The sequence below is a fragment of the Devosia pacifica genome (assembly GCF_014652635.1).
In the GTDB taxonomy this organism is placed as follows: Bacteria; Pseudomonadota; Alphaproteobacteria; order Rhizobiales; family Devosiaceae; genus Devosia; species Devosia pacifica.
This window is the reverse complement of the sequence record NZ_BMZE01000001.1, coordinates 408888-431511: the sequence shown is the minus strand read 5'-3', so window position 1 is coordinate 431511 and position 22624 is coordinate 408888. Positions and strand designations below refer to the sequence as shown.

Here is a 22624-nt window from a genome sequence, read left to right as displayed (position 1 = left end):
ACCATGTCCGATCTTTTTGCCAGTCCGCAGGATGAGTCCGATTATGAGGATGGGGGTAGCCGTCCGCTCGCCGACCAGCTTCGGCCACGTAGTCTTGACGAGGTCATCGGGCAGGCCCATCTGCTCGGGCCCGATGGTTCGCTATCGCGCATGCTGGCGTCGGGCCGGCTAGGCTCTTTGATCCTTTGGGGCCCGCCTGGTACCGGAAAGACCACAGTTGCGCGTCTACTGGCCGACCGCATTGATTACCGTTTCGAGCAGATCTCGGCTGTTTTTTCCGGTGTCGCTGACCTCAAGAAAGCATTTGAACGCGCCCGTTTTGAGCGGCGGAGCGGCCGTAGCACCTTATTGTTTGTCGACGAGATCCACCGGTTTAACCGCGCCCAGCAAGACGGCTTTCTGCCTGTCATGGAAGATGGCACCGTGGTTCTGGTGGGGGCGACGACAGAAAATCCGTCATTCGAGCTCAATGCCGCCTTGATGTCGCGGAGCCAGGTGCTGCGCTTCCAGTCCTTGGCGATCGAGGATCTCGACCAGCTTGCACGCCGTGCCGAGGAGCTGACGGGCGCACAGCTGCCGCTTGAACTCGAGGCGCGACAGACGCTGCTGACGCTTGCGGATGGCGACGGCAGGGCTCTGCTTGGTCTTGTCGAGGAGGTTCTGGCGTCCGTGCGCGAGGGAGAGGTGCTCGACGCGCCTGGCCTGCTGTCCGTCGTGCAGCGTCGCGCGCCAATTTACGACAAGGCGCAGGATGGGCACTACAACCTCATCTCGGCCCTGCACAAGACAGTGCGCGGTTCGGATCCCGATGCGGCGCTCTACTATTTCGCGCGCATGCTCGATGCGGGAGAAGACCCGTTGTTCATTGCCCGCAGGCTGATCCGCATGGCGGTGGAGGATATCGGGCTTGCAGATCCGCAAGCGCTGCCGCAGGCGGTCGCGGCTCGGGATGCCTACCAGATGCTCGGCTCACCCGAGGGTGAGCTGGCCCTCGCTCAGGCAGTCGTCTACCTCGCGTCTGCGCCCAAATCGAATGCCGTCTACACGGCCTTCAAGGGTGCAATGAGCGTCGCAAAATCCAGCGGGTCGCCAACACCGCCTTTCGTCATCCTCAATGCGCCGACAAAGCTCATGAAGTCTGAGGGCTATGGCGAAGGCTATATCTATGATCACGATACGCCCGAGGGTTTTTCTGGCCAGGAGTACTTCCCCGAGGCCATTGGCCGACAGGACTTCTACAAACCTGTCGAGCGCGGCTTCGAGCGGGAGCTGCGCAAGCGGCTGGACTATTTTGATCGCCTGCGGGCGAGCAAGCGCGAAGGAACAGAAGACTGATGCAGAATTTTCTGCTGGTGGGTGCAGGCGGGGCGATCGGCGCCATCGGGCGGTACGGTCTTTCGGTTCTGTTCGGTCGCCTGCTGCCCACCGGGTTTCCCGCCGCCACGCTTGTGGCGAACATTCTCGGTTCGATCGCGATGGGGCTGTTCATCGGCTGGCTTGCACGCTCCACACCGTCCTGGCAGGCCGAACTACGGCTGTTCGTGGCGATTGGACTGCTTGGCGGCTTCACGACTTTCTCAAGTTTCTCGCTAGACACCGTTGCACTTCTTGAGCGCGGTGCGTACGGGCAGGCCCTTGCATATATTCTGGCCTCGGTCGTCATATCCGTGTTCGGCCTGTTTGTCGGTCTCAGCCTAATAAGGAGCCTGCCGTTATGAGTGGTGTTCAGCAGCGTCGCGTAGAGGCAGACGAGCAGGGCATGCGGCTTGACCGCTGGTTTCAGCGTAATTTCCCGCAGCTCGGCTTCGGCCGCCTGCAAAAGCTTATCCGCAATGGCGAGGTGCGTGTCGACAAGGGCAGGGTGAAAACCAGCACCCGGCTCGAGCCGGGGCAGATGGTGCGGATACCGCCCATCGATGACGAGGATACCTATCGCGCGCCACGCATCGTCGATGAAGATGCGCAGTTTCTGCGTGATCTCATCATTTATGAGGACGATGAAATCTACGTCTTCAACAAGCCGCACGGGCTTGCAGTGCAGGGCGGCAGCGGCACCACGCGTCACATCGACGGAATGTTGCGCAGCCTGCCGAACAAGCTGGGGGAGCCGCCGCGGCTCGTCCATCGTCTGGACCGCGACACGTCTGGTTGCCTGATCGTCGCAAAGACGCGGCAGGCGGCGAGCCACTTCGGGTCCGTGTTCCGCTCGCGCTCTGCGCGCAAGATCTATTGGGCGCTGGTGGCCGGCAACCCGACGCCGAAGCAGGGTGAGATCTCTTGTTTCCTTGCTCGCCAGAAGACGGAGGATGGTGAACAGATGAGGGTGGTCGCAAACGGTACGCCGGGCGCGCAACACTCAATGAGCTACTATTCCACCACCGACACGGCCAGCAGGCGTTTCGCCTGGGTTACGCTCAAGCCGGTGACAGGGCGTACGCACCAATTGCGTGTGCACATGGCGCAGCTTGGCAATCCAATCCTCGATGATCCGCGGTATTTCAATATCGAGAACTACGAGCGCTCGGATGGCCTCGGCGAGGGGCTTCACCTGCATGCACGCCGTTTGGCATTCCCGTTGCGCTCTGGTAAGCGCCTCGATATTTCCGCGCCTCTGCCGCCTCACATGCGGCAGAGTTTTGAAGCGCTCGGGTTCGATGCGGATCGGTTCGATGTTCAAAAGAACGATCCGGAGGATGGCGCTTGAGGCTTGTTATCTTCGACATGGATGGCACGCTGATCGATACGCAGGCCCTGATCAGCGAACACATGGCAAGCGCCTTCCAAGCCGTGGGGCTGGAGCCACCAAGACCGACCGAGGTTCGTCGAGTCATCGGGTTGTCGCTCCCTATTGCAATAAGCCGGTTGGCTGCTGACGCTGATGCCCAGACTGTCGAGCGATTGGTGGAGACTTACAGGAGCCACTACCGGGCCGGCCTTGTGCGCGACGAGGATCGGGAGGGGCTGTTTCCCGGCGCTCGAAAAGTCCTCGAAGTGCTCTCCGCCGATCCGGCCACTCTCCTTGGCATCGCGACAGGCAAGGGGCTGTCAGGCGTAAACCGTATCCTTTCGGTGCACGAGCTTGCGCCCTATTTCGTCACACTACAGACACCAGACCATAATCCGTCAAAACCGCACCCCGGCATGGTGTTGCGCGCGATCGATGAAACCGGCGCAGAGGCTGCTTCGACGGTTATGGTTGGTGATACGACCTTCGATATAGAAATGGGCCGCGCCGCCGGCGTGGCGACAATCGCGGTCTCCTGGGGCTATCATGAGCCTCAAGACCTTCTGAAATCCGGCGCCGACATCCTGATCGATGATTTCGATCAGCTATCCGGTGCCATAGACCAAGTGTTGGCTTGACTATGCGAGACCATTTGGAAGAGGCGCTGAACCACCGCGACGACGGCTATGGGCGCGTGCAACGCAATCTGCGTCCAGAGTTGCCCAAGCGCTTCTACAAGGAAGCGACAGCGTTGCCGGCGGATGGTGGATACACTGTCGCGCTTGATAACAGGCCGACCCTGACCCCCGGCAATCGGACGCCGGTGCGTGTGCCGTCAGAGGATATTGCCGCAATCATGGCCGGCGAGTGGGGAAGCCAGGGCGAGCGTATCGATGCCGAAACGATGCCGATGGTCCGGCTCGTAAATTCCGCGATCGAAAGCGGGGAGACGAGCATTCCGGCGCTGCGGGCGGAGGTCGTCAAATATGCTGCAAGCGATCTGCTGCTTTATCGTGCCGAACACCCGCAAGAGCTGGTAGCCGAGCAGGAGCAGCACTGGGACGCGGCGCTTGTTCGTATTGCTCGGCACTTCGAGGTCAGTTTTCAGCCAACGGTCGGCATCCTTTATCAGGAACAGCCGGCAACCACGCTCGAGAAGCTCGATCACAGCCTTGAAGGGGCAGGGTTACTGGAGATCACCGCACTTGTATCAATAACGTCATTGACCGGCTCGGGGATTCTTGCAATCGCTTTGCGTCACGACTTGCTCGATGCGGATTCGGTCTGGAATTCCGCGCATGTGGACGAAGACTTTCAAGCGCGTCTTTGGGGAGTCGACGAAGAGGCTGCGCTCAGGCGGAGAAAACGCCGTACGGAGTTTGATGCTGCAGTCAGGTTGGTAGAAGCGATGCGGAGGTAAGGGTGGCCGTCGAGGTCCGAAATTGCGAAGTAGCGGACCTTGCTGCCGTCATCGACATTCTTCAGGCGCGCCGCGCCGAACATGAGCGATACGAACCCGTCTTCTGGAAGATCAGCGAGGATGCTGCGGCGTCCAGCAAGGCCTTTTTGGCTACTGTTCTCGAGGATGAGGAATCGTTGTGCCTTGTCGCGATGGAATCCGGCATCCTTGTCGGTTTTCTGTTCGCGAGGCCAATGCCGACGCCGCCAGTCTATGATGCAGGGCCGACCGCCGTCATCGATGATTTCTACATGCTGTCGCCAGACCGCTGGATCACCGCCGGCGTGGCGCTGATCGAGAATGCCAAGCAGCGGCTTTCGGAAAAAGGCATCAAGCAGATCGTTGCCGTCAGTGCTTACAAGGACAATGCCAAGATGGTGTTCCTGCGCCAGCAGGGGCTCTCGCTCGCCTCGGCCTGGTTTACGAGCGAGATCTAGCGCGCTCCTCAAGCCAATTGGCTGTGTCGGGCGCGATCTCGCGCAGCGGATCGAGAACGAACGATCTCTCGTGAGCGTGTGGGTGGGGCAGCTTTAGTCTGTCGGAAAGAATTTCCTGGCGGTCATAGGCGATGATGTCGATGTCGATGACGCGCGGCCCCCACTTCTCCAAGCGCTCGCGTCCCATCCTGCGCTCGATTGAAAAGCAGAGCTCAAGCAGAGCGGTTGGTGGTAGCGTGGTGTTAACCTCGAGTGCCATGTTTATGAAGTCCGGCTGGTCGGTCTTGCCCCATGGCTTGGTCGTCATCAACGCAGATTCCCCTGTAACTTCAAGGCCATCCGCTGCATCCAGTAGCGCCACCGCTCGCCGAACCTGGCTTGCAGGATCCTCACCAATATTCGCACCAAGTGACAACCAGGCTGTCGGCATTCTTATCCCTCGCGGCTGCGGAGCAAACGTACCTGGGCATCGCCGCGCACCATCGCAATCGGTGCCTCGGGCTTCCGGATTGTGATTTCAATACAAGTGATTAGGGGGAACTCCTCGAACAATGAGTCGACGATGCGTTGGCCCAGAGCCTCAAGGAGTTTGAACCTTTTGCCCTCAAACGCTGCTTTAATGACATCATACATCTCAGCATAAGAAACCGTATCCTCAACTTGGTCGGAACGGCCCGCTTTCGCGAGATTTAGGCCACATTCGATGTCGATGAAGAAGCGCTGGCCAAGGCGCGCCTCCTCCTCCAGGACCCCATGATATCCATAAAAACCGAGGTCGCGCAGTATGATAGCATCGCCATCGATTGTCATTGCTGCGCACCTTCCACGCCGAGTGAATAGAGCGTTGCCGCAGCCACCATCAGCGCATCGCGCACCGGGCGCGGGTCATGCACCCGAAACAGGTGCGCCCCGGATTGGTAGCCAAGAACATTGGTCGCGATCGTACCCGGCAGGCGCTCGTCCACCTCGCGGTTGAGCAGCTTGCCGATCATCGATTTCCGAGAGGTGCCGACGGCTATAGGGTACCCGGGGTAAAAAGATCCGAGCTCGCGTAACAATCGGTAGTTCTCGTCGAGGGTTTTCGCAAAACCGAATCCCGGATCAAGGATGAGCTGAGACTTGTACATTCCTGCATTCTCTGCGGTCGCGATCGTGCGGTCGAACCAACGACGCACCTCGTCTAGCAGCGGCTTGTCACGGTCGCGGTTCTTGTCCCAATGCATTGCTATCAGTGGCGCCTTATGAAGGGCCGCCACGTCTGCCATTTCCGGGTCCCGCTGGAGACCGTAGACATCGTTTATAATGCAGGCGCCAGCCTGAAGAGCCTGATCCGCAACCAGTGGCTTGTAAGTATCTATTGATATCAGGGACTTGAAGCTGATCGCTTTCAGAGCATCGAGGATCGGCATGACTCGGTCGAGCTCATCCTGCACCTGAACTTCTTCGGCGCCGGGCCGGGTACTCTCGCCACCGATGTCGATGATCTCTGCGCCGTCATCGGCGAGCGCTATCGCCTGACGAACAGCGGTATCGACGCCATCATAAGAGCCGCCGTCCGAGAAGCTGTCCGGGGTTACATTGAGAATGCCCATGATGGTTGGGCGTTGACCGAGAGTGAGCGTGCCGGCGGCGGTCTCAAGTGTATGGGTCGTATGCATGCGCAGTCCGCTCTGCCTATAGGCGGGGCCTCCGACCGCTGGCGGTCGAAGGCTATGGCGTTCAGTTCACCGCGGCGGGTACGGCAAAGAGGTCATATTCGTCACTATCGGTGACCGTAACCGAGATCATGTCGCCGGGTTTGACACCCGTTGCATTGTCGACGAGCACCTGGCCATCGATTTCCGGAGCATCCCATTTCGAGCGGGCGACCGCCCGGTTGCGGTCTGGCAGAACGTCATCCACCAGAACCTCAATGGTGCGCCCGACCTTCTTCGACAGTTGGTGCGCAGAAATGTCCTGAGCCACTTCCATCAGGCGTTCGAACCGGTCGCGCTTGACCTCGTCGGGCACGACACCCGGCAGTTCGTTGGCCTTGGCGCCCGTCACCGGCTCATACTCGAAGCAGCCAGCGCGGTCGATCTCGGCTTCCTCGATCCAGTCGAGCAGAAACTCGAAGTCTTCTTCAGTCTCGCCCGGATAACCGACGATGAAGTTCGAGCGCACAGTGAGATCCGGACAAATTTCTCGCCACTTCTTGATCCGGTCCAGCGTCTTTTCGTGATTTGCCGGACGGCGCATGGCCTTGAGGACGTTCGGTGAGGCGTGCTGGAACGGAATGTCGAGATACGGCAGCACAGTGCCCTCAGCCATCAGTTCCACAACCTGATCGACGTGCGGGTAAGGATAGACGTAATGCAGCCGCACCCAGGCGCCGAGATCTCCGAGCTCCTTCGCAAGGTCATAAAAGCGCGCCGCAACCTGCCGGCCCTTATAGGGTGAGGTGGCGTATTTCAGATCCAGGCCATAGGCGCTGGTGTCCTGCGAGATGACCAGAAGCTCCTTCGTTCCAGCCTTCACCAGCCGCTCGGCCTCGGAAATCACGCTTGCGGCCGGCCGCGAGGCAAGATCACCGCGTATCTGCGGAATGATGCAGAAGCTGCAGCGATTGTTGCAACCTTCTGAAATTTTCAAATAGGCGTAGTGACGCGGCGTCAGCTTGAGTCCCTGTTCAGGGACCAGATCAACAAACTTGTTGGGCACGGGTGGCAGATGCTCGTGCACCGCCCCGACCACCGCCTCGTACTGGTGCGGCCCAGAGACAGCCAGCACGTTCGGATGCGTTTCGCGGATCATTTCCTCTTCGACACCGAGGCAGCCGGTGACGATCACGCGGCCATTCTCGTTGAGGGCCTCGCCGATCGCCTCGAGGCTTTCCTGCTTGGCGCTATCAAGAAAGCCGCAAGTGTTGACCAGGACGAGGTCCGCGCCCTGATAGTCGCGGCTGAAAGCGTAGCCCTGAGCGCGCAGTGTCGTCATGATGCGCTCGCTATCAACCAGCGCCTTCGGACAGCCGAGACTGACAAGGCCGATGCGCGGCGCCTGGCCGGATTTGGTCGTCTGGCTCATTAGCCAACCATTCGTTTGGGAAAGTAGCCGGGTACATAGCGCAATCTGCGCGAAAATCAATGTTGGCCCGGGCCTGTGCAGCGACCTGGCGCCTTTGCACGCGAGTTTGTGATTCAATTTGCGAACAGAGCGTGCGCTGTACGGGGGCTCGTTCACAAGCAATGGCGCCAACTATGGTCCGGCCGCGAACCATAGAGTCCATGAAAGGAATACCATGTTCGAACGGCTGACGCCTCATGCTCCGAAAGCGCTCGCAGTTCTGCGCATCATCACTGGTCTGCTGTTTCTCGAACACGGCACCCAAAAGCTCTTTGCGTTCCCCCCAACCGAGGGAACGCCGCCGCTGATGTCGATCTTCGGCGCTGCCGGCGTGATCGAGTTGATCACCGGCGTGCTGGTGGTGCTCGGGTTTTTCACGCGGCCTGCCGCGTTTTGGCCTCTGGTACAATGGCGGTTGCTTACTGGATGGTGCACGCGCCGGGCAGCCTTTATCCAGTGAACAATCAGGGCGACGCAGCCATCCTGTTCTGCTTCGTGTTCCTCTACCTGGTGTTCTCCGGACCCGGCGCCTGGAGCCTCGATAGCCGCAAGGGCTGAACCTATGGCTTTGCCGCCGGGTTTCTCCGAGCGGTGCGCGTGGGACGTGGACGCGTCGAATGCGTTTCACCTGGAATGCTCGCCGGCCCACGCTCAAGATCAGGATCGGACGCGGCGCCGCTGCTGGGTCCATCCGCCTCGTATTCGCTGACTTCGGCGTACTCCTCGTCTTCCTCGTCCCCATCTGCAAGATCCCGGATCGCGTCGCGCACTTCATCGAGAAGCGAGCCATTGGTGCGGACTACCGGCTCCATCGCGGCCGATTTGTCGCGGAAATAGACGAGCAGCGCCTCGCAGCCGATGCGCAGCACCGTGAACATCAGAAGTCCGAAGACCAGAATTTCGAGGATTCCCCATAGCCCTTGGCCGAACCCGAGGCTGAAGCGCCAGAAAAAGTGCGAGACCGCCCACAACAAGAGACCTGCCAGACCGAGGGCGTAGAGAATCTGTATCAAGCGTGGCGCCAGAATTGCATCAAGGCGGAACAGGGTAGGGCCGGTGAACAGGCGGCGAAGGTCTCTGAACGTCATTTCCGCATCCGATTGACGGTGGAGGGTCTGGGTGGGTGGCCGAAGAGTGCGCAAATTATGCTGGCTTTGCAATCGGCATGGGGTCGGCAAGTCGCGTCGGGCCGAAACAGCTCTCAAATGCCTGCCGCAGGACCATGTCGACTTCCGGCATCGAAACCAGATGCCCAAGATCCTCAAAGCTGGTCACGCCCTGATCGCTAATGCCGCACGGAATGATTCCATCATAATGGCTGAGGTCAGGAGCAACGTTAAGCGCGATGCCGTGAAAGCTCACCCATTTCGAGACGCGAACCCCTAAAGCCGCGATCTTGTCCTGGCGCGCAAAACCCTTTTCCGGGCGGTCGACCCAAACGCCGATTCGGCCTGCGCTGCGTTTGCCGATTATGTTGAAGGCATCGAGTGTCTCGATGAGCCAACTTTCCAACCCCTGCACAAGGCAGCGCACGTCGCGCCCACGCTGGCGAAGGTCAAGCATCACGTAGGCAACCCGTTGGCCGGGGCCGTGATACGTGTATTGCCCGCCGCGTCCTGCTTCAAACACCGGGAACCGCGATGACTTCAAGTCATCTGGCCGAGCAGACGTGCCTGCGGTATAGAGCGGCGGGTGCTCAAGCAGCCAGACAGCCTCTTCCGCTTCTCCTGCCGCAATAGAAGCTGCACGTTGCTTCATAGACGCCAGAGCCACCTCGTATCCAACGACATCATCGCTCACGATCCACTCAACAGGACGCTTGTCAGAGCGCATGAGCGCCAGCGGCGCATGACGGCCAGGAGTCTCGGTGTTTAACGCTTCACTAACCATGTTCGGCAATGCTCGGCTCAGTTTTGAATCGCGCCCGCGATAAATGGGCGTCTCGGCTATGGGCCTTATCTATGAGTTCTATCGACAAGATTGAAGTCGACATCTCTGTGGAGTTGGGGGCGGCGAATATGCCGATACACCATTTGCTCCGTATGGGCCGCGGCGCCGTGATCGAACTCGACACAACCGAGAACGACCCGATGCGGATTCACGCCAACGGGCGACTGGTCGCGCAGGGTGAGGTGCGCGTCGAAGACGGGCAGCTGCGCGTGATCGTCATCGAGAAGGTTGCGCGGGGGGCCTGAAGGCGCGCTTCCACAATTCGATCAAAAGCGCAAAATCGCCGCTTGAGGTCCTGCAAGTGATTTGCTACATGCTCACTCGCTCCGCTGAGGCGGGCTCCTACCATGATGTGCGGTCGTGGCGGAATTGGTAGACGCGCAGCGTTGAGGTCGCTGTGCCGCAAGGCGTGGAAGTTCGAGTCTTCTCGACCGCACCATTGGCCCTTAGGGCCGACACCTGGGGAAAGGCGATCAGCCTCTCTCGCTCCAGGCGTCTTCAAGACGAAGCGAAAGCTCCTGATCATCGATTTTTGATAGCCTGACGAACAGCGCTGGCTCATCTTCGGTGTCTGCTGTCTCGAAATAGATTTCCGGTGAAATCTCAACAAGCAGGGCCTTCTGCTCCACCGGACAATCGAGCGCGATCGTATCAGAATCAATGAGGCTTGCGAAAACGGCGCCGTTTCGGGCGAGGGCCGGTTTTCCGTCACGCTGCGCCGACTCAACTGGCTCAAGGTGGCGCTCTTGAACCAGCTTCTCGCACCTCGAAAAGATGTGGGAGAGATCGTGGGGGCCATTATCGATACTCATTTCGAAACTCCGCCTCATCAGTGCGTGACCATGCGAATCCGCTCTGGTTGGTCTGCGCTCAATTCTGTATCCGTTGAGGCAACACCGGTTCGTAAGCAGGGCGGCGCATGACAGACTACAATGATAATCATCAAGCCGAAACGGCGTCTGAGGCAAACCGGTTTCGTGATGAGGAAGGACGTATCGATCCGGCGTGGTTGATGCGACTGCGCACGGCCCTCGCTGCGGCTCAGACTGCTGAGATCGTCGAGATGATCGCGCCGTTGCGCACCGCAGATACCGGTGACGTTCTCGAATCACTCGAGAATCCAGAGCGACTGGCGCTGGTCATGGCGTTGGGAGACCGGTTCGATTATTCCGCGCTCACCGAGGTCGACGAAAGCGTCCGTCTAGACCTGCTTGAGCTTGTGCCCAACGCCGACATTGCGCGCGGTGTCGCCAATCTGAGCAGCGATGACGCTGTCTACCTGCTTGAAGATCTCGAGACCGTTGATCGGGATGATATTCTGGCGCAGCTGCCGGCCTTTGAACGCCTGAGCCTGAAGCGAAGTCTCGACTTTCCAGAAGAATCAGCTGGGCGTCGGATGCAATCCGAGTTCATCGCGATCCCGCCATTCTGGACCGTCGGGCAGACGATCGACTATCTGCGCGCCGAACGCGATCTGCCGGATGAGTTCTACCAGATTTACGTCGTCGATGCCTCTTACCACGTGCTCGGCATCGTACCGCTCGACAGATTGCTGCGTACGCGCCGCCCAGTGAGCATCGAACAGTTGATGACCACTGATATCGTCCTTGCGCATGCCAATGACGACCAGGAAGAAGCAGCGCGTGATTTCGAGCGTTACGACCTGATCGAGGTTGGTGTCGTCGATGAAAACGAGCGTCTGGTCGGCGTGCTCACTGTCGACGACATCGTTGATGTCATTCAGGAAGAGGCTGGCGAGGATATCCGCCTGCTTGCAGGCGTGGGTGATGAAGAGGTGTCCGACAGCACCCTCGATACGGTCAAAAGCCGCGTTCCCTGGCTGATCGTGAATTTGTGCACGGCCATTGTGGTTTCGCTGGTGATCGGGCTGTTCAACGCCACGATCGAGCAGATGGTGGCCTTGGCGGCTCTGATGCCAATTGTCGCCTCGATGGGCGGGAATGCGGGCACTCAGACGATGACTGTGACGGTGCGAGCGCTGGCGATGCGTGAACTCTCTGGACGTAAACTGCGCCGCTTGATCACGCGCGAAATGGTTGTCGGCGTGATTAACGGAATCATCTTTGCGATTCTGATCGGTATCGTCACCGCCATCCGCTTCGCAAATGTCGATCTGGGCGTCGTGATCGCCATGGCGATGATCATCAACCTGATCGTCGCTGGCACTGCGGGAATTCTCATTCCGCTCACGCTCGATAGGCTGAAGGCCGACCCGGCTATCGCCTCGGCGGTGTTCGTCACCACCATTACCGACGTGGTCGGGTTCTTCGCGTTTCTGGCGCTTGCGGGGTTGTGGTTCGGGTTATTCTGATTCGTTTTCCAGCGACCGTGGCGCGGATCCTTAGCCGACGTTCAGTATTTTGCTGCGGGCACCGCGGCAAAGCGGCGCCTTCGAAGAGGAGCTTGCAATTAAAAGGTCGATTCAGATGTGCGGCCTATGCCTCTGATAACGCAGTATCTTCTAGAATGTACCTTGACGGTAACGGGAGGGATATCCACATACCGCGCTCATCATCGGGTGTGGCTTTTCTGCCGCTTGCCGACGCCGCTGAGACCAGCCTAGGCTTGCTGCTCGGGCGGCGATCCCGCGGTGGAGGCGGCGCTCGATATCGAACGGCTGACAGGGAGCATAGCATGCGAAGTCAACCGAATACCCAGCGGTGGCGATCTGCCACCTGGACTTTGGTCTGTCTGGTATCGATGGGCTTGTTGTTCTCAGTGGTTGCCGGCGTGTAGATTGCCGTCAGCCCAACGATGAAGTGATTTACGGGGCGTCTGCGAAAGTGGGCGCCCCGACTTTCGAGAGCCAATGAAACTTCTGATCGGAAACAGAAACTATTCGAGCTGGTCGCTGCGCCCTTGGTTGGTGCTGTGCCACTTCGATATACCGTTTGACGCTGAGCAGCTGTTGTTATCCGGCCCCGGGTGGAAGGAAGCAATTAACGAGCGGTCTCCAACAGGCAAGGTTCCCGTGCTGATCGACGGCGACCTGGCTGTCCCGGAGACAATTGCAATCCTCGAGTACCTGGCTGACAAGTATCCAGACAAACCGATTTGGCCGAGCGATATAGCGGCCCGGGCCTTGGCGCGCGCGGCATCTGCCGAAATGCACGCTGGTTTTCCTGCGCTAAGACGCGAAGCGCCGATGAATTTGCGCGCCAGCCATCCGAACCTCGTGCCTCTCGATGCGGTGGCATCTGACCTGCATCGTATCGAGGAGCTTTGGGACGGTGCTTTGCAAAGGTCCGGCGGTCCGTTCCTCTTCGGTGAGTTCTCGGCTGCGGACGCAATGTATGCGCCGTTGGCAACGCGGTTGCGGACATACGAGCTGCCCATTTCGGATCAGGCATCACGTTATGTCGAGGCCATCTATGCGCTACCAGCTTTCCAGGAATGGCTGACGGAGGCGCTTAAGGAGCCATGGGTGGTCGATGATGACGAGATCGAGGTCTTGCAGGGGCGCAGACCGCGCGGGAGTATCGGTTGATCCATCTGGTAAAGTTGAGTGTGGGCGTCTCCAGCGTTGAAGAGCTGGAGAGCTACCGGGATCAACGTGCGCACTGGTGGGGCGCCGACTATGGCGAGGATGTTCATGTACATCGCACACGTATGACGCCGCGCCGTGCCGGGGAACTGGCAGGGAAATCGTCGATTTATTGGGTCATCGGAGGGGTTATCGGCTGTCGCCAGCCGATCCTGCGGTTCGAGCAGTATGTGGACGATGAAGGAAAGTCATACTGCGATATCATAATGTCGCGTGATCTGGTGCGCACTGTTCCGTACCCCAAACGTCCGTTCCAAGGATGGCGTTATCTGCAGGAAAAGGACGCCCCGCCCGATCTGGCAGGGGAAGGAGATGGCGATGGATCACCGGAGCTGGCCGCTGAACTCGCTCGGCTCGGCCTGCTATAGCGCGCGGGCGGGCTTGTCGCCGGTGCTCTGGGTCCACATATTGGGCCTATGGCAGAGAAATCTCGCATAGCGCGAAGAAGTGGCGACGCCGCTGCGCCTTCCAGCAGGTCCGACATTGCCGCGTTCGTGCGCAACGCAAACGCCGTGGCACGGCCCGCGGAGGGCGGTCAGGGTCGGTTATTGTTCGCGATCGACGCAACAATGAGCCGTCAGCCGACGTGGGATCTGGCCTGCGGGCTTCAGGCGGAAATGTTCAAAGCTATACCCCCTGAGTCTGCGCTCGACGTTCAATTGCTGTACTTCCGTGGTTTTGGAGAATGCCGCAACTCCAAATGGGTCCGTGATGCAAACGCGCTTTCCCGCTTGATGACCGGGATCGAGTGCCGGGGCGGTCATACGCAGATTCGCAAGGTATTCTCTCACGCCAAAGCAGAGCACGGGAAGCAGCGCCTCAACGCGGTGGTCTATATCGGCGACGCCATCGAAGAAGATGTCGACATGCTTGCGCAGCGTGCTGGAGAACTCGGGCTCCTGAAGTGCCCGCTGTTTCTGTTTCAGGAGGGCTCTGATCAACGGGTTGAGGCGGCCTTCCGAGATTTTGCCAGGCTGACAAAGGGCGCCTATGCGCGTTTTGACAGCAATGCACCGGCGCAACTCGCAGATTTGCTCAAAGCCGTGGCTGCCTTTGCAAGCGGAGGGCGCACGCTTCTCGGCCAGCAGAAGAGTGCTTCGGCCAAAGCGCTGCTGGAGCAATTAAGGTGAGCTATGTCCTTTTGGGCTGCCTTATCCTTCTCCTGGTGGTTGTCGGCTACCAGTGGGCGCGCCACCGGCTGGGACGAGGCTTCCTAGTAAGTGCCGCTCGTTGGGGGAGTGCCGCCGTCGCGGTCCTGATCACAGTGCTTTTCGCCCTGGCGCGTCGATTCGACATTGCTTTTTTCGCGGGGGTCGCAGCGTTCTCAATCATCGCAAGAGGACAACTGGGTCCGATATCCTTTCGACGCGATGAAATCGGCTCTGACAATACCTCGCGGGTGCGCAGCCTGTTCTTCGACATGACCCTTGATCATGACACCGGCGAAGTCTCGGGCAGGGTGGTTTCGGGAAATTTTCAGGGCGCTGATCTGCTCGATCTCGATGAGCATGAAACGCGTCAACTCATCGAGGAAGTCTCAGGCGATGCCGACAGCATCAGCCTTCTGGAAACTTGGCTGGATGCAAATCGTAGCGGCTGGCGGGAGTATTTCGCCGAAGCCTACGGCGATGGCCCGGGGAATGAAGAGCAAAGTGCTGGCAACGATCCGGTAGCGGATGCGCTGGAGGTATTGGGGCTTGAGCGCGGCGCTTCGGCAGACGAGATCCGTGCGGCGCACCGCAAGCTGATGAAAGCTGTTCATCCCGATCACGGAGGGTCAGCCTATCTCGCCTCTAGGATCAACGAGGCACGCGATCTGCTTCTGGACCTCGAGCGGAAGTCCTGATTACAGGAATTCTCGCATCGCGGCAGCATGCTGGGCAGCGAACTCAATCCGGCGTATCCACTGCAGCGGATCATCATCCAGTGTGTCCGCTAGGCGACCATAGTCTTCAAGCGTTCTGTAGTAGAGCGCATCGCATTCGGTGTACTCGACCCTGAAGCCGAGCGCTCGTGCCCTCAGCGGCCACTCAGCGTCGTTCGCGAGGCTGTCTACCTTCGAAGTCTCGACGATCATGCGGGCGACATCTGCAGTCATGCGCCTCATGGCGAACATGAGGTCATACTGTTCGCCGGTGATCAGAGCGTGCACATGGTTCACCAGCCGCTCTGTCTGCTGAAGGCGCTCCGGTTCCGCAGAGAAAGCCCTCTCAGAACGCCCAATGACAAGCATATCCGCATTTGGCTTTGACGATAGAGTTCTGCTCAGTGAGCCAATATCGGCTTCGATCCAGCGAAGCAGGTGGTCGAGGTCTGTGTAGAAGACACTCGGTTGATCGAGCACTAGCGCGATGGATTCGCGCCGGAAGCGCCCAATGGCACTTTCTTCCGGCTTATGGCGGGTGAGGCGGGTGGCCTTTATGTTGGCTAGAGCAGCAACAACCTTCTCGCTTGTAGCTGTCGAGAGATTGACCGCCACCGTACTGAAGAGTTGCGACAGTGTTTCGGCGTGTGTCTCTATCGGGCCCGCGAGCTTGCCCTGCGGGTCATGCAAGGCAACGGCGAGCGCCGGCTGAGGCGCTGTCATTTCACGGCCGAAGACGGCGCGCTTGTAGCAGGCTGATCGAAACGGACAGCACGGCGACCCTCTGGGTCGAAGACATCGAGATCTATGCGAACGGCTGGCTGCGCCGTGCGGCGGGTCCGAGCGGACAGAACCAGCACCGCGTTGAGCAATTCGCCGACCGAGCGCCTTTGGGGACTGGCAGACCCAAGCTGGGTGTGCCGGGAGGCTCGCCTCGTGACAGGCTGCTGCCTTTCACTGTGCGGGGCAAAGTCTGCAAGCTTGCTAAGAGCGGTGGTGTCGTTCATTGGGCTACTCCAAACACATGCCAATTCGACGGTGAGATCGAAGAACTATCCTTCGAGGGCGAGGCAACTGAGGCTGTTGGCCTTGATGCGGTTGCAGGTGGTTTCGGCCTGGCCGCGATCGCCAAAGCCAACAAAGCGCGCCCGATAAAATGTCTGGCCATTGGCATCGACCTTGACGATCGCAGGCCGGTAATCGAGCAAAAAGTTCATGCGGGTTGCCGCATCAGCCAGGATCGCCCTTGCCGAAGCTTCGCTCGGTGCAGCAGCTATCTGCACGACCCATCCGCCTGATACTGAACTCGCGGCGCCGGTCGAGTTGGTGACGCCAAGATCAAGGCTAAGAGGCGCTGATGGCGTTGTCTGGCCAAGCGCGGCCGGTGGCGCGCCAAGCTCGTAAGTGTCGCTTAGCCACGCTGCGATCACGTCGCTGCCGGTATAGTCGGGCGTCGAGGCAGCGGTTGGCTCTGCGAGCCCCGAGACAGCCTGAACAGCTGTATCGCGAGGAACCGGATCAGGGATCGGCGCCGGAACAGGCGCCGCGACTGGAGCAGGAGCCGAGGGAAGGCTGGCAACAGCCAAGCCCGGAGCGGGACGGGCGCCATTTGCGGCCACGAGCTGTTGCAGGCGAAAGCCCGGCAAGGGCATCGGCCTCACGAACACCGGTTCACGCGGGGCGGCTGGAGCCGTCGCTACAGCAACGGCGACCGGAGCGCTACCTGCGCGGCCAGGATAGGGAATTCTCGCGTTCGCGAGATAGGTGCCGCGACGACCTTTGGGCAGGTATTCCGAGACGAGCTCACGGACCTTCTGGTCGCGCGCGGCTGAGGAATTAAAGCCAAAGGCAACGACGATGATGTGCCGATCGTCCTTGCGCGCAGCGGTCAGAAGATTTGATCCTGCAGCATTGATATAGCCTGTCTTGATGCCGTCAACGGCCCCCATGTAGCCCAGCACGCGGTTGTGGTTGCCGAAGGTACGGCCGCCATACTTGAAGGCCTTGGTCTGGAAGACGCCATAATACTGCGGGAAGTGTTGATAGACGGCGATCCCGAGGATCGCCTGGTCCCGCACCGTCGTGATCTGGCCGCCATCGGGCAGGCCGGACGCATTTTTGTAGGTGGTATTGCGCATGCCGAGGGCGCGGGCCGTAGCGGTCATGCGTTGTGCAAATGCAGATTCGGACCCTGAAATGTGTTCGGCTATGACGCGCGAGATGTCGTTGGCTGATAGCGTCACCAGCGACATGATTGCATCTTCCACCGTAATCGTGGAGCCGGCCCGCAGGCCAAGCTTGGTGGGCACAGCCGCTGCCGCGTGGCGCGATACGGTCATTTTTGTAGAAAGGCTCAGGTTCCCGGCTTCTATCTCCTGAAACAGGACATAGAGTGTCATCACCTTTGCGACCGACGCGGGATAGCGCCGCTCGTCGGCTGAAGACTCGTAAAGCACCTGCCCGGATTTGGCGTCGACAACGATGCCTGCATATTTCCGCAGGTTTTCAATGGCGGATGCGGGGGTGGAGGCGAGGCTGACGCCACTGACCACGAGTATGACCGCCAGACACAAGCGCGCGGCAAAGGCGCGCCAGGGGTTTTGCGCCGAATGGGCCACCGGTAAACTCCAAACTCATTACGCGCGAACCGAAGCGATCGATCCGTTACTAGACAACACGCCCGAGGCACGCCGCATGCCCCCGCAGCGGCACGTCCTCGGATGCGCCAAACATTAGGCGATGTGCCTTACTTTTCGGTAAAATGCGCAACAAATGCCGAGAAGCCGGATTTCAGCTGGATCACGATTATGGGAATCCGCGCCCCTTAACACGGCTGCGATTTTGCCTACATAATGGGTCCAACATGCTGCTTCGCTTTCCGCCAACTCGCTGTTCGACGCCCACCGGCAAACGGTCCTCGCAAACGGACATGACTACGCTCGCCCCAACAGCGGTGCTGCGAGATGGCGGTGATACATGGATGGAGTATTATATGAGACTGACGGCCGGCCCCGAGCGGGATGACGAGGGGGACGGCGGACGCACAGGAACGGAAACCGGTGCGGTTACCAAGACGCGTCCGAAAACCAAGCGTCCCAGCCTTTATCGAGTTTTGCTGCTGAACGATGACTACACCCCACAGGAGTTTGTGGTGGTCGTTCTGCAGGAGGTCTTCAACAAGAGCCATGAAGACGCCTTTCGCATCATGATGCACGTCCATACTCGCGGCGTGGGCGAATGCGGCGTCTACCCTTATGAGGTGGCCGAAACTAAAGTTACCCGCGTTATGGACATCGCCCGCAAGAACCAGCATCCGCTGCAATGCGTGATGGAAAAGCAGTAGGAACCCAACATGCCTTCATTTTCCCGCGGATTAGAAAAGGCCCTCCACCAGGCGATGAACCTGGCGCGGGAGCGTTCGCACGAATTTGCTACCCTCGAGCACCTGTTGCTTGCCCTCACCGATGACCGAGAGACGGTTGTCGTGCTGAACGGTTGCGACGTCGATATCGACGCGCTCAAGAGTGACCTCGAGGATTTCATCAACGAAGAACTCGATAGCCTCATTGTGCCGAACGGGCAGGATGCCCGCCCAACGGCGGCGTTCCAGCGGGTGATTCAGCGCGCGGTGATTCACGTCCAGTCTTCTGGCCGAGAAGAAGTGACGGGTGCGAATGTACTAGTCGCGATCTTTGCCGAGCGCGAAAGCCATGCAGCTTATTTCCTCGAGCAGCAGGACATGAGCCGGCTTGATGCGGTGAACTTCATCTCGCACGGGATTACCAAGTCGGGTGCCACCGAGGACCGCACGATCCGCGGAGCCGAAGACGGCGCTGAGACTGGCGGCGGCGAGGGTGCACGTGGCGAAGGCGGCAAGTCGTCGGCTCTTGCTGATTTTTGCGTCGACCTCAATGCCAAGGCCCGTAACGGCAAGATCGATCCGCTGATCGGACGCGATGCGGAACTCCGCCGCACCATTCAAGTGCTGTGCCGTCGTTCGAAAAACAACCCGATCTTTGTGGGTGATGCAGGTGTCGGCAAGACAGCGATTGCCGAAGGCCTTGCCCGTCGAATCGTCGAGAACGATGTTCCAGAGGTTCTGAAAGAGGCGGTTATCTATGCACTCGACATGGGTGCGCTTCTGGCGGGTACGCGCTATCGCGGTGACTTCGAGGAGCGGCTCAAGGCGGTGATGAAGGAACTCGAGAAGATGCCGCATGCGGTTCTCTTCATCGACGAAATTCACACCATGATCGGCGCCGGCGCTACTTCGGGCGGTGCGCTCGACGCGTCAAATCTCTTGAAGCCGGCTTTGGCCTCGGGTGCAATCCGCTGCATCGGTTCGACCACCTATAAAGAGTATCGCCAGTTCTTCGAGAAGGACCGCGCACTGGTTCGCCGGTTCCAGAAGATCGACGTCAACGAGCCTTCGATCGTCGACGCGATCGAGATCGTCAAAGGCTTGCGCCCCTATTTCGAGGAGTTTCACAAGCTCAAGTACACCGACGAGGCGCTGACTGCGGCTGTTGAGTTGTCAGCGAAGTACATCAACGACAGGAAGCTGCCGGATAAGGCGATCGATGTGATCGACGAAACCGGGGCGAGCCAGAAGTTGCTGGCCGAGGACAAGCGCAAGGAGGTAATCGACGTCGAGGACATCGAGACCACCATTGCGAGTATCGCGCGGATCCCACCGAAATCCGTCAGCAAATCGGATGCTGAACTTCTGGCCGGCCTCGAGCAGAACCTGCAGACGGTTGTTTTCGGGCAGGACGAAGCAATCACGGCGCTCACCTCCGCGATCAAGTTGGCCCGTGCAGGGTTGCGCGAACCGGAAAAGCCGATTGGCTCTTACCTCTTCACCGGCCCGACTGGCGTCGGCAAAACCGAGGTGGCCAAGCAGCTGGCCGATACGATGGGCGTCGAACTCCTGCGCTTCGATATGTCGGAGTATATGGAGCGTCACACCGTCAGCCGCCTGATCGGTGCGCCTCCGGGCTATGTGGGCTTTGACCAAGGCGGTCTGCTGACCGATGGGGTCGACCAGAACCCGCACTGCGTGGTGCTACTGGACGAGATCGAGAAAGCGCATCCGGATCTTTACAACATCCTGTTGCAGGTGATGGACCACGGCAAGCTAACCGACCACAACGGCAAGTCGATCGATTTCCGCAACGTCATCCTGATCATGACCTCCAATGTGGGGGCCATGGAGCTGCAAAAGAGCCCGATCGGGTTCGGCCGCAAGCGCGAGAAGGGCGACGACGAGGAAGCCATTAATCGGATGTTCACGCCGGAATTCCGCAATCGGCTCGATGCGATCATTTCGTTCGCACCGCTGCCGCCGGAGACCGTGCGCCGGGTTGTCGAGAAGTTCGTGCTTCAACTTGAAGGCCAGCTGGCAGAGCGTGGCGTGACCATCGAGCTGACGGCCGAGGCTGCAGATTGGCTCTCCGAGAAGGGGTACGATGAGCGCATGGGTGCGCGCCCGTTGGGCCGCGTGATCCAGGAGTACGTCAAGAAGCCGCTGGCTGAGCAGGTACTGTTCGGCGAGTTGGTGAATGGCGGCACCGTACGCGTGGTTGTTGTTGGTGAGGGCGCTGACGCGAAGCTGGAACTGGTTGCATCGCCGCCGCGCCCTGCCAAGCCGAAAGCGATCTCCGGCCCCAAGGGCGGCTCGCGCAAGTCGAAGAAGGAAACCGCCAGCAAGGAGTAGCAGGCGGCAGTACTGAAACAAGAAGGGCCGGGAGAAATCCCGGCCCTTCTTGTTTTTCAGAACTGATTGGGTTCAAGCGTTTTCCAGTTCGCCTGAGATTGCCTTGGCGAGAGCGGCAAGTTCGTCATTGTCGGCCGGTTTGCCATCCGCGTGGCGCTCGAGATCCTTGCCTGCATATGCCGGTATGACATGAAAATGCAGATGGAAGACGGTTTGGCCGGCCGCTTCCTCGTTGAATTGAGCCAACCGAATTCCGTCAGCGTTGGTCGCGGCCTTCACCGCTTTCGCCACGCGCTGAACCAAGGGCATCAGCGCGGACAGGGCGGCTGGACCGGCATCGAGCAGATTCCGTGACGCTGCCTTTGGAATGATAAGCGTGTGCCCGCGGGACTGCGGGAAAATGTCCATCATCACAAGCGCTTGGTCATCTTCGAAAACCTTGTGCGAAGGGATTTCCCCACGCAGAATTTTTGCAAAGATATTATCGGGTTCGTAGGTTTGCATGCGGGCTCCTTGCGATGTCTGGCGCGAGCCTATTGCATCCGCATTGCGGGGGAAATGCCGAAGGAAGAGGGCGGGCTATTAGTTGTCGCTGCGCTCGCCACGACGGAAGGGTGTGAACTGTCCCATCATCTCTTGACCACGCTCGACTGACCGGCGCTCACGCTCCAAATAGTCTGCAACGGCATCGCGCAGCCCCGGATGGGCGATCCAATGCACTGAGTGGGTCAGAGTGGGTTCGTAGCCTCTTGCCAATTTGTGCTCACCCTGAGCGCCAGCCTCCACCACCGAAAGCTTGTGAGTGATCGCGTATTCGATGGCCTGATAATAGCAAAGCTCGAAATGCAGGAAGGGCACCTGTCGGGTGCAGCCCCAGTTGCGGCCGTAAATACGATCCTTGCCGACGAAGTTCAGCGCACCCGCAATGGGCTCATCGCCGTCATAGGCAAGCATGAGCACGATGCTGTCCGGCATCGACTGATTGATGCGTGAGAAGAACTCGCGGTTGAGGTATGGGCGACCCCATTTTCGCGACCCGGTATCCTCATAGAACTCATAGAACGCATCCCAGTGCTCTTCGCGCAAATCGCTTCCGCTCAGCCACTTTACCGTCAACCCCTCTGCTTCCAGCGCCTCACGGCGCTCACGACGGATGGTCTTGCGTTTGCGCGACGACAAGGAGTTCAAGAAATCATCAAAGGTTTCGTATCCGCGATTGAACCAGTGAAATTGGGTGTCCGTGCGTTCGAGCCAGCCGGCGGCAGAGATGGTCTGCGCCTCTTCTTCCGGCAGGAAAGTCGCGTGGATGGACGATGCATCGATCTGCACGCAGAACTGCTGTGCCGCGGCCATCAGATGGGCATGCATATCGAGCTGTCCGGACGGCACGAGAAACTTGGGAGCGGTTGCGGGGGTGAAGGGTACGGAACTCTGCAGCTTTGGATAGTAATGCCCGCCGGCACGCTCGAAGGCATCCGCCCAGCCATGGTCGAACACATATTCGCCCATTGAGTGCGACTTGGCGAAAAGCGGCATCAGCGCGATGGGTTCGCCGGCCTCATCGCGAAGCAATATGTGCTGCGGCTGCCACCCGGTGCGGCCAGTGGCGCAGCCCGCTTCTTCGAGCGCGAGAAAAAAGGCATGGTCGAGGAATGGATTATGCGGCTTCCCCTTTGTATTGGGAGAAAGCCGATTCCATACGTCCGCGTCGATTGAGGCGGTCGACGGGTGAATGTTCGCGGTAAAGCCGGGTTCAGACATGCTGGCCTTTTTGGAAGAAGCAGTAGCTTCCCCATGCTACCC

26 protein-coding genes, 1 tRNA gene and 1 pseudogene are annotated in these 22624 nt (G+C 59.4%); 16 read left to right on the top strand and 12 right to left on the bottom strand.

Features of this window, described 5'->3' with window-relative positions; genetic code table 11:
- Positions 1–3: 3 nt before the first annotated feature.
- The 6 genes from IE127_RS02050 to IE127_RS02025 are packed head-to-tail and all read left to right on the top strand — an operon-like array spanning position 4 to position 4621.
- The gene (locus IE127_RS02050; RefSeq protein ID WP_189422876.1) at positions 4–1335 is read left to right on the top strand and encodes a replication-associated recombination protein A; all 1332 of its coding nucleotides are present in this window, start codon (positions 4–6) and stop codon (positions 1333–1335) included.
- Positions 1335–1718, top strand: coding sequence for a fluoride efflux transporter CrcB (crcB, locus tag IE127_RS02045; RefSeq protein WP_189422874.1), 384 nt, complete (start codon positions 1335–1337; stop codon positions 1716–1718). Before IE127_RS02050 ends, crcB begins: the two co-directional genes overlap by 1 nt.
- Positions 1715–2704, top strand: coding sequence for an RluA family pseudouridine synthase (locus tag IE127_RS02040; protein ID WP_189422873.1), 990 nt, complete (start codon positions 1715–1717; stop codon positions 2702–2704). The genes crcB and IE127_RS02040 overlap by 4 nt, the downstream gene beginning before the upstream one ends.
- Positions 2701–3363 (top strand): HAD-IA family hydrolase, encoded by a 663-nt coding sequence (locus IE127_RS02035; protein ID WP_210310401.1) that lies wholly within the window; start codon positions 2701–2703, stop codon positions 3361–3363. The genes IE127_RS02040 and IE127_RS02035 overlap by 4 nt, the downstream gene beginning before the upstream one ends.
- Before the next feature lie 2 nt (positions 3364–3365).
- Positions 3366–4145, top strand: a complete 780-nt coding sequence (locus tag IE127_RS02030) for an ATP12 family chaperone protein (protein ID WP_189422871.1) — start codon at positions 3366–3368, stop codon at positions 4143–4145.
- A 2-nt stretch (positions 4146–4147) separates the two neighbouring features.
- Positions 4148–4621, top strand: a complete 474-nt coding sequence (locus IE127_RS02025; protein ID WP_189422870.1) for a GNAT family N-acetyltransferase — start codon at positions 4148–4150, stop codon at positions 4619–4621.
- On the opposite strand, the gene folK is transcribed toward IE127_RS02025, so the two are convergent.
- The 4 genes from folK to rimO all read right to left on the bottom strand — a co-directional run bounded on the left by folK (position 4605) and on the right by rimO (position 7687).
- Complete coding sequence (folK, locus tag IE127_RS02020; protein ID WP_189422869.1) at positions 4605–5051, bottom strand: 2-amino-4-hydroxy-6-hydroxymethyldihydropteridine diphosphokinase; 447 nt, start codon at positions 5049–5051, stop codon at positions 4605–4607. The two genes, IE127_RS02025 and folK, sit on opposite strands and share 17 nt — an antisense overlap.
- A 2-nt stretch (positions 5052–5053) precedes the next feature.
- Complete coding sequence (folB, locus tag IE127_RS02015; RefSeq protein ID WP_189422868.1) at positions 5054–5431, bottom strand: dihydroneopterin aldolase; 378 nt, start codon at positions 5429–5431, stop codon at positions 5054–5056.
- Positions 5428–6279, bottom strand: a complete 852-nt coding sequence (gene folP / locus IE127_RS02010; protein WP_189422867.1) for a dihydropteroate synthase — start codon at positions 6277–6279, stop codon at positions 5428–5430. Before folP ends, folB begins: the two co-directional genes overlap by 4 nt.
- Positions 6280–6340: 61 nt before the next feature.
- On the bottom strand, positions 6341–7687 hold the full coding sequence (gene rimO / locus IE127_RS02005) for a 30S ribosomal protein S12 methylthiotransferase RimO (protein ID WP_189422866.1): 1347 nt from the start codon (positions 7685–7687) through the stop codon (positions 6341–6343).
- Positions 7688–7901: 214 nt separating this feature from the next.
- On the opposite strand from rimO, the pseudogene IE127_RS02000 reads away from it, so the two are divergent.
- Positions 7902–8284, top strand: a pseudogene (locus IE127_RS02000) (DoxX family protein).
- Positions 8285–8286: 2 nt separating this feature from the next.
- On the opposite strand, the gene IE127_RS01995 reads toward IE127_RS02000, so the two are convergent.
- Both IE127_RS01995 and lipB read right to left on the bottom strand, forming a co-directional pair.
- The gene (locus IE127_RS01995) at positions 8287–8814 is read right to left on the bottom strand and encodes a DUF4282 domain-containing protein (RefSeq protein ID WP_189422865.1); all 528 of its coding nucleotides are present in this window, start codon (positions 8812–8814) and stop codon (positions 8287–8289) included.
- Between the two features lie 55 nt (positions 8815–8869).
- Positions 8870–9616, bottom strand: a complete 747-nt coding sequence (gene lipB / locus IE127_RS01990) for a lipoyl(octanoyl) transferase LipB (protein WP_189424626.1) — start codon at positions 9614–9616, stop codon at positions 8870–8872.
- Positions 9617–9687: 71 nt separating this feature from the next.
- On the opposite strand from lipB, the gene IE127_RS01985 reads away from it, so the two are divergent.
- A complete protein-coding gene (locus IE127_RS01985) occupies positions 9688–9921 on the top strand; it encodes a FliM/FliN family flagellar motor switch protein (RefSeq protein WP_189422864.1) in 234 nt (77 codons plus the stop codon).
- Positions 9922–10030: 109 nt separating this feature from the next.
- Positions 10031–10115, top strand: a tRNA-Leu gene (locus tag IE127_RS01980).
- A gap of 34 nt (positions 10116–10149) precedes the next feature.
- Here the strand turns inward: IE127_RS01980 and IE127_RS01975 are convergent.
- Complete coding sequence (locus tag IE127_RS01975; RefSeq protein ID WP_189422863.1) at positions 10150–10488, bottom strand: hypothetical protein; 339 nt, start codon at positions 10486–10488, stop codon at positions 10150–10152.
- A gap of 107 nt (positions 10489–10595) precedes the next feature.
- Between IE127_RS01975 and mgtE the strand changes: the two genes are divergently transcribed.
- From mgtE to IE127_RS01950, 5 genes are all read left to right on the top strand, one after another.
- Complete coding sequence (gene mgtE, locus IE127_RS01970) at positions 10596–12008, top strand: magnesium transporter (RefSeq protein ID WP_189422862.1); 1413 nt, start codon at positions 10596–10598, stop codon at positions 12006–12008.
- Between the two features lie 498 nt (positions 12009–12506).
- Positions 12507–13184, top strand: coding sequence for a glutathione S-transferase family protein (locus tag IE127_RS01965; RefSeq protein WP_189422861.1), 678 nt, complete (start codon positions 12507–12509; stop codon positions 13182–13184).
- A complete protein-coding gene (locus IE127_RS01960; protein ID WP_244639872.1) occupies positions 13181–13609 on the top strand; it encodes a DUF1489 family protein in 429 nt (142 codons plus the stop codon). The genes IE127_RS01965 and IE127_RS01960 overlap by 4 nt, the downstream gene beginning before the upstream one ends.
- A gap of 180 nt (positions 13610–13789) precedes the next feature.
- A complete protein-coding gene (locus IE127_RS01955) occupies positions 13790–14371 on the top strand; it encodes a VWA domain-containing protein (protein WP_244639871.1) in 582 nt (193 codons plus the stop codon).
- Positions 14368–15087 (top strand): J domain-containing protein, encoded by a 720-nt coding sequence (locus IE127_RS01950; RefSeq protein WP_189422859.1) that lies wholly within the window; start codon positions 14368–14370, stop codon positions 15085–15087. The genes IE127_RS01955 and IE127_RS01950 overlap by 4 nt, the downstream gene beginning before the upstream one ends.
- Here the strand turns inward: IE127_RS01950 and IE127_RS01945 are convergent, their stop codons facing one another.
- From IE127_RS01945 to IE127_RS01935, 3 genes are read right to left on the bottom strand one after another with little or no spacing between them, the layout of a single operon-like run.
- Complete coding sequence (locus IE127_RS01945; protein ID WP_189422858.1) at positions 15088–15828, bottom strand: hypothetical protein; 741 nt, start codon at positions 15826–15828, stop codon at positions 15088–15090. It abuts the gene before it with no gap.
- A complete protein-coding gene (locus tag IE127_RS01940; protein WP_189422857.1) occupies positions 15825–16112 on the bottom strand; it encodes a hypothetical protein in 288 nt (95 codons plus the stop codon). Before IE127_RS01940 ends, IE127_RS01945 begins: the two co-directional genes overlap by 4 nt.
- Positions 16113–16157: 45 nt before the next feature.
- Positions 16158–17723, bottom strand: a complete 1566-nt coding sequence (locus IE127_RS01935) for a D-alanyl-D-alanine carboxypeptidase (RefSeq protein ID WP_189422856.1) — start codon at positions 17721–17723, stop codon at positions 16158–16160.
- A 374-nt stretch (positions 17724–18097) separates the two neighbouring features.
- Between IE127_RS01935 and clpS the strand changes: the two genes are divergently transcribed.
- Both clpS and clpA read left to right on the top strand, forming a co-directional pair.
- Positions 18098–18448, top strand: a complete 351-nt coding sequence (gene clpS, locus IE127_RS01930; protein WP_244639869.1) for an ATP-dependent Clp protease adapter ClpS — start codon at positions 18098–18100, stop codon at positions 18446–18448.
- A 9-nt stretch (positions 18449–18457) separates the two neighbouring features.
- Entirely contained in the window at positions 18458–20821 is a 2364-nt protein-coding gene (clpA, locus tag IE127_RS01925) for an ATP-dependent Clp protease ATP-binding subunit ClpA (RefSeq protein ID WP_189422855.1), read from the top strand.
- A gap of 72 nt (positions 20822–20893) precedes the next feature.
- Here clpA and IE127_RS01920 read toward each other — a convergent pair whose 3' ends face one another.
- On the bottom strand, positions 20894–21325 hold the full coding sequence (locus IE127_RS01920; protein WP_189422854.1) for an HIT family protein: 432 nt from the start codon (positions 21323–21325) through the stop codon (positions 20894–20896).
- A gap of 78 nt (positions 21326–21403) precedes the next feature.
- On the bottom strand, positions 21404–22582 hold the full coding sequence (locus tag IE127_RS01915) for a GNAT family N-acetyltransferase (RefSeq protein WP_189422853.1): 1179 nt from the start codon (positions 22580–22582) through the stop codon (positions 21404–21406).
- Positions 22583–22624 lie beyond the last annotated feature (42 nt).

Bases quoted from the DNA above. Each gene is read 5' to 3' on its own strand.
- IE127_RS01995 (WP_189422865.1), bottom strand. From the start codon at position 8,814: ATGACGTTCAGAGACCTTCGCCGCCTGTTCACCGGCCCTACCCTGTTC.
- folB (WP_189422868.1), bottom strand. From the start codon at position 5,431: ATGACAATCGATGGCGATGCTATCATACTGCGCGACCTCGGTTTTTAT.
- IE127_RS02030 (WP_189422871.1), top strand. From the start codon at position 3,366: ATGCGAGACCATTTGGAAGAGGCGCTGAACCACCGCGACGACGGCTAT.
- IE127_RS01975 (WP_189422863.1), bottom strand. From the start codon at position 10,488: ATGAGTATCGATAATGGCCCCCACGATCTCTCCCACATCTTTTCGAGG.
- folP (WP_189422867.1), bottom strand. From the start codon at position 6,279: ATGCATACGACCCATACACTTGAGACCGCCGCCGGCACGCTCACTCTC.
- IE127_RS02050 (WP_189422876.1), top strand. From the start codon at position 4: ATGTCCGATCTTTTTGCCAGTCCGCAGGATGAGTCCGATTATGAGGAT.
- IE127_RS01945 (WP_189422858.1), bottom strand. From the start codon at position 15,828: ATGACAGCGCCTCAGCCGGCGCTCGCCGTTGCCTTGCATGACCCGCAG.
- clpA (WP_189422855.1), top strand. From the start codon at position 18,458: ATGCCTTCATTTTCCCGCGGATTAGAAAAGGCCCTCCACCAGGCGATG.
- IE127_RS01985 (WP_189422864.1), top strand. From the start codon at position 9,688: ATGAGTTCTATCGACAAGATTGAAGTCGACATCTCTGTGGAGTTGGGG.
- folK (WP_189422869.1), bottom strand. From the start codon at position 5,051: ATGCCGACAGCCTGGTTGTCACTTGGTGCGAATATTGGTGAGGATCCT.
- rimO (WP_189422866.1), bottom strand. From the start codon at position 7,687: ATGAGCCAGACGACCAAATCCGGCCAGGCGCCGCGCATCGGCCTTGTC.
- IE127_RS02040 (WP_189422873.1), top strand. From the start codon at position 1,715: ATGAGTGGTGTTCAGCAGCGTCGCGTAGAGGCAGACGAGCAGGGCATG.
- IE127_RS01965 (WP_189422861.1), top strand. From the start codon at position 12,507: ATGAAACTTCTGATCGGAAACAGAAACTATTCGAGCTGGTCGCTGCGC.
- IE127_RS01920 (WP_189422854.1), bottom strand. From the start codon at position 21,325: ATGCAAACCTACGAACCCGATAATATCTTTGCAAAAATTCTGCGTGGG.
- clpS (WP_244639869.1), top strand. From the start codon at position 18,098: ATGAGACTGACGGCCGGCCCCGAGCGGGATGACGAGGGGGACGGCGGA.
- crcB (WP_189422874.1), top strand. From the start codon at position 1,335: ATGCAGAATTTTCTGCTGGTGGGTGCAGGCGGGGCGATCGGCGCCATC.
- lipB (WP_189424626.1), bottom strand. From the start codon at position 9,616: ATGGTTAGTGAAGCGTTAAACACCGAGACTCCTGGCCGTCATGCGCCG.
- mgtE (WP_189422862.1), top strand. From the start codon at position 10,596: ATGACAGACTACAATGATAATCATCAAGCCGAAACGGCGTCTGAGGCA.
- IE127_RS01940 (WP_189422857.1), bottom strand. From the start codon at position 16,112: ATGAACGACACCACCGCTCTTAGCAAGCTTGCAGACTTTGCCCCGCAC.
- IE127_RS01915 (WP_189422853.1), bottom strand. From the start codon at position 22,582: ATGTCTGAACCCGGCTTTACCGCGAACATTCACCCGTCGACCGCCTCA.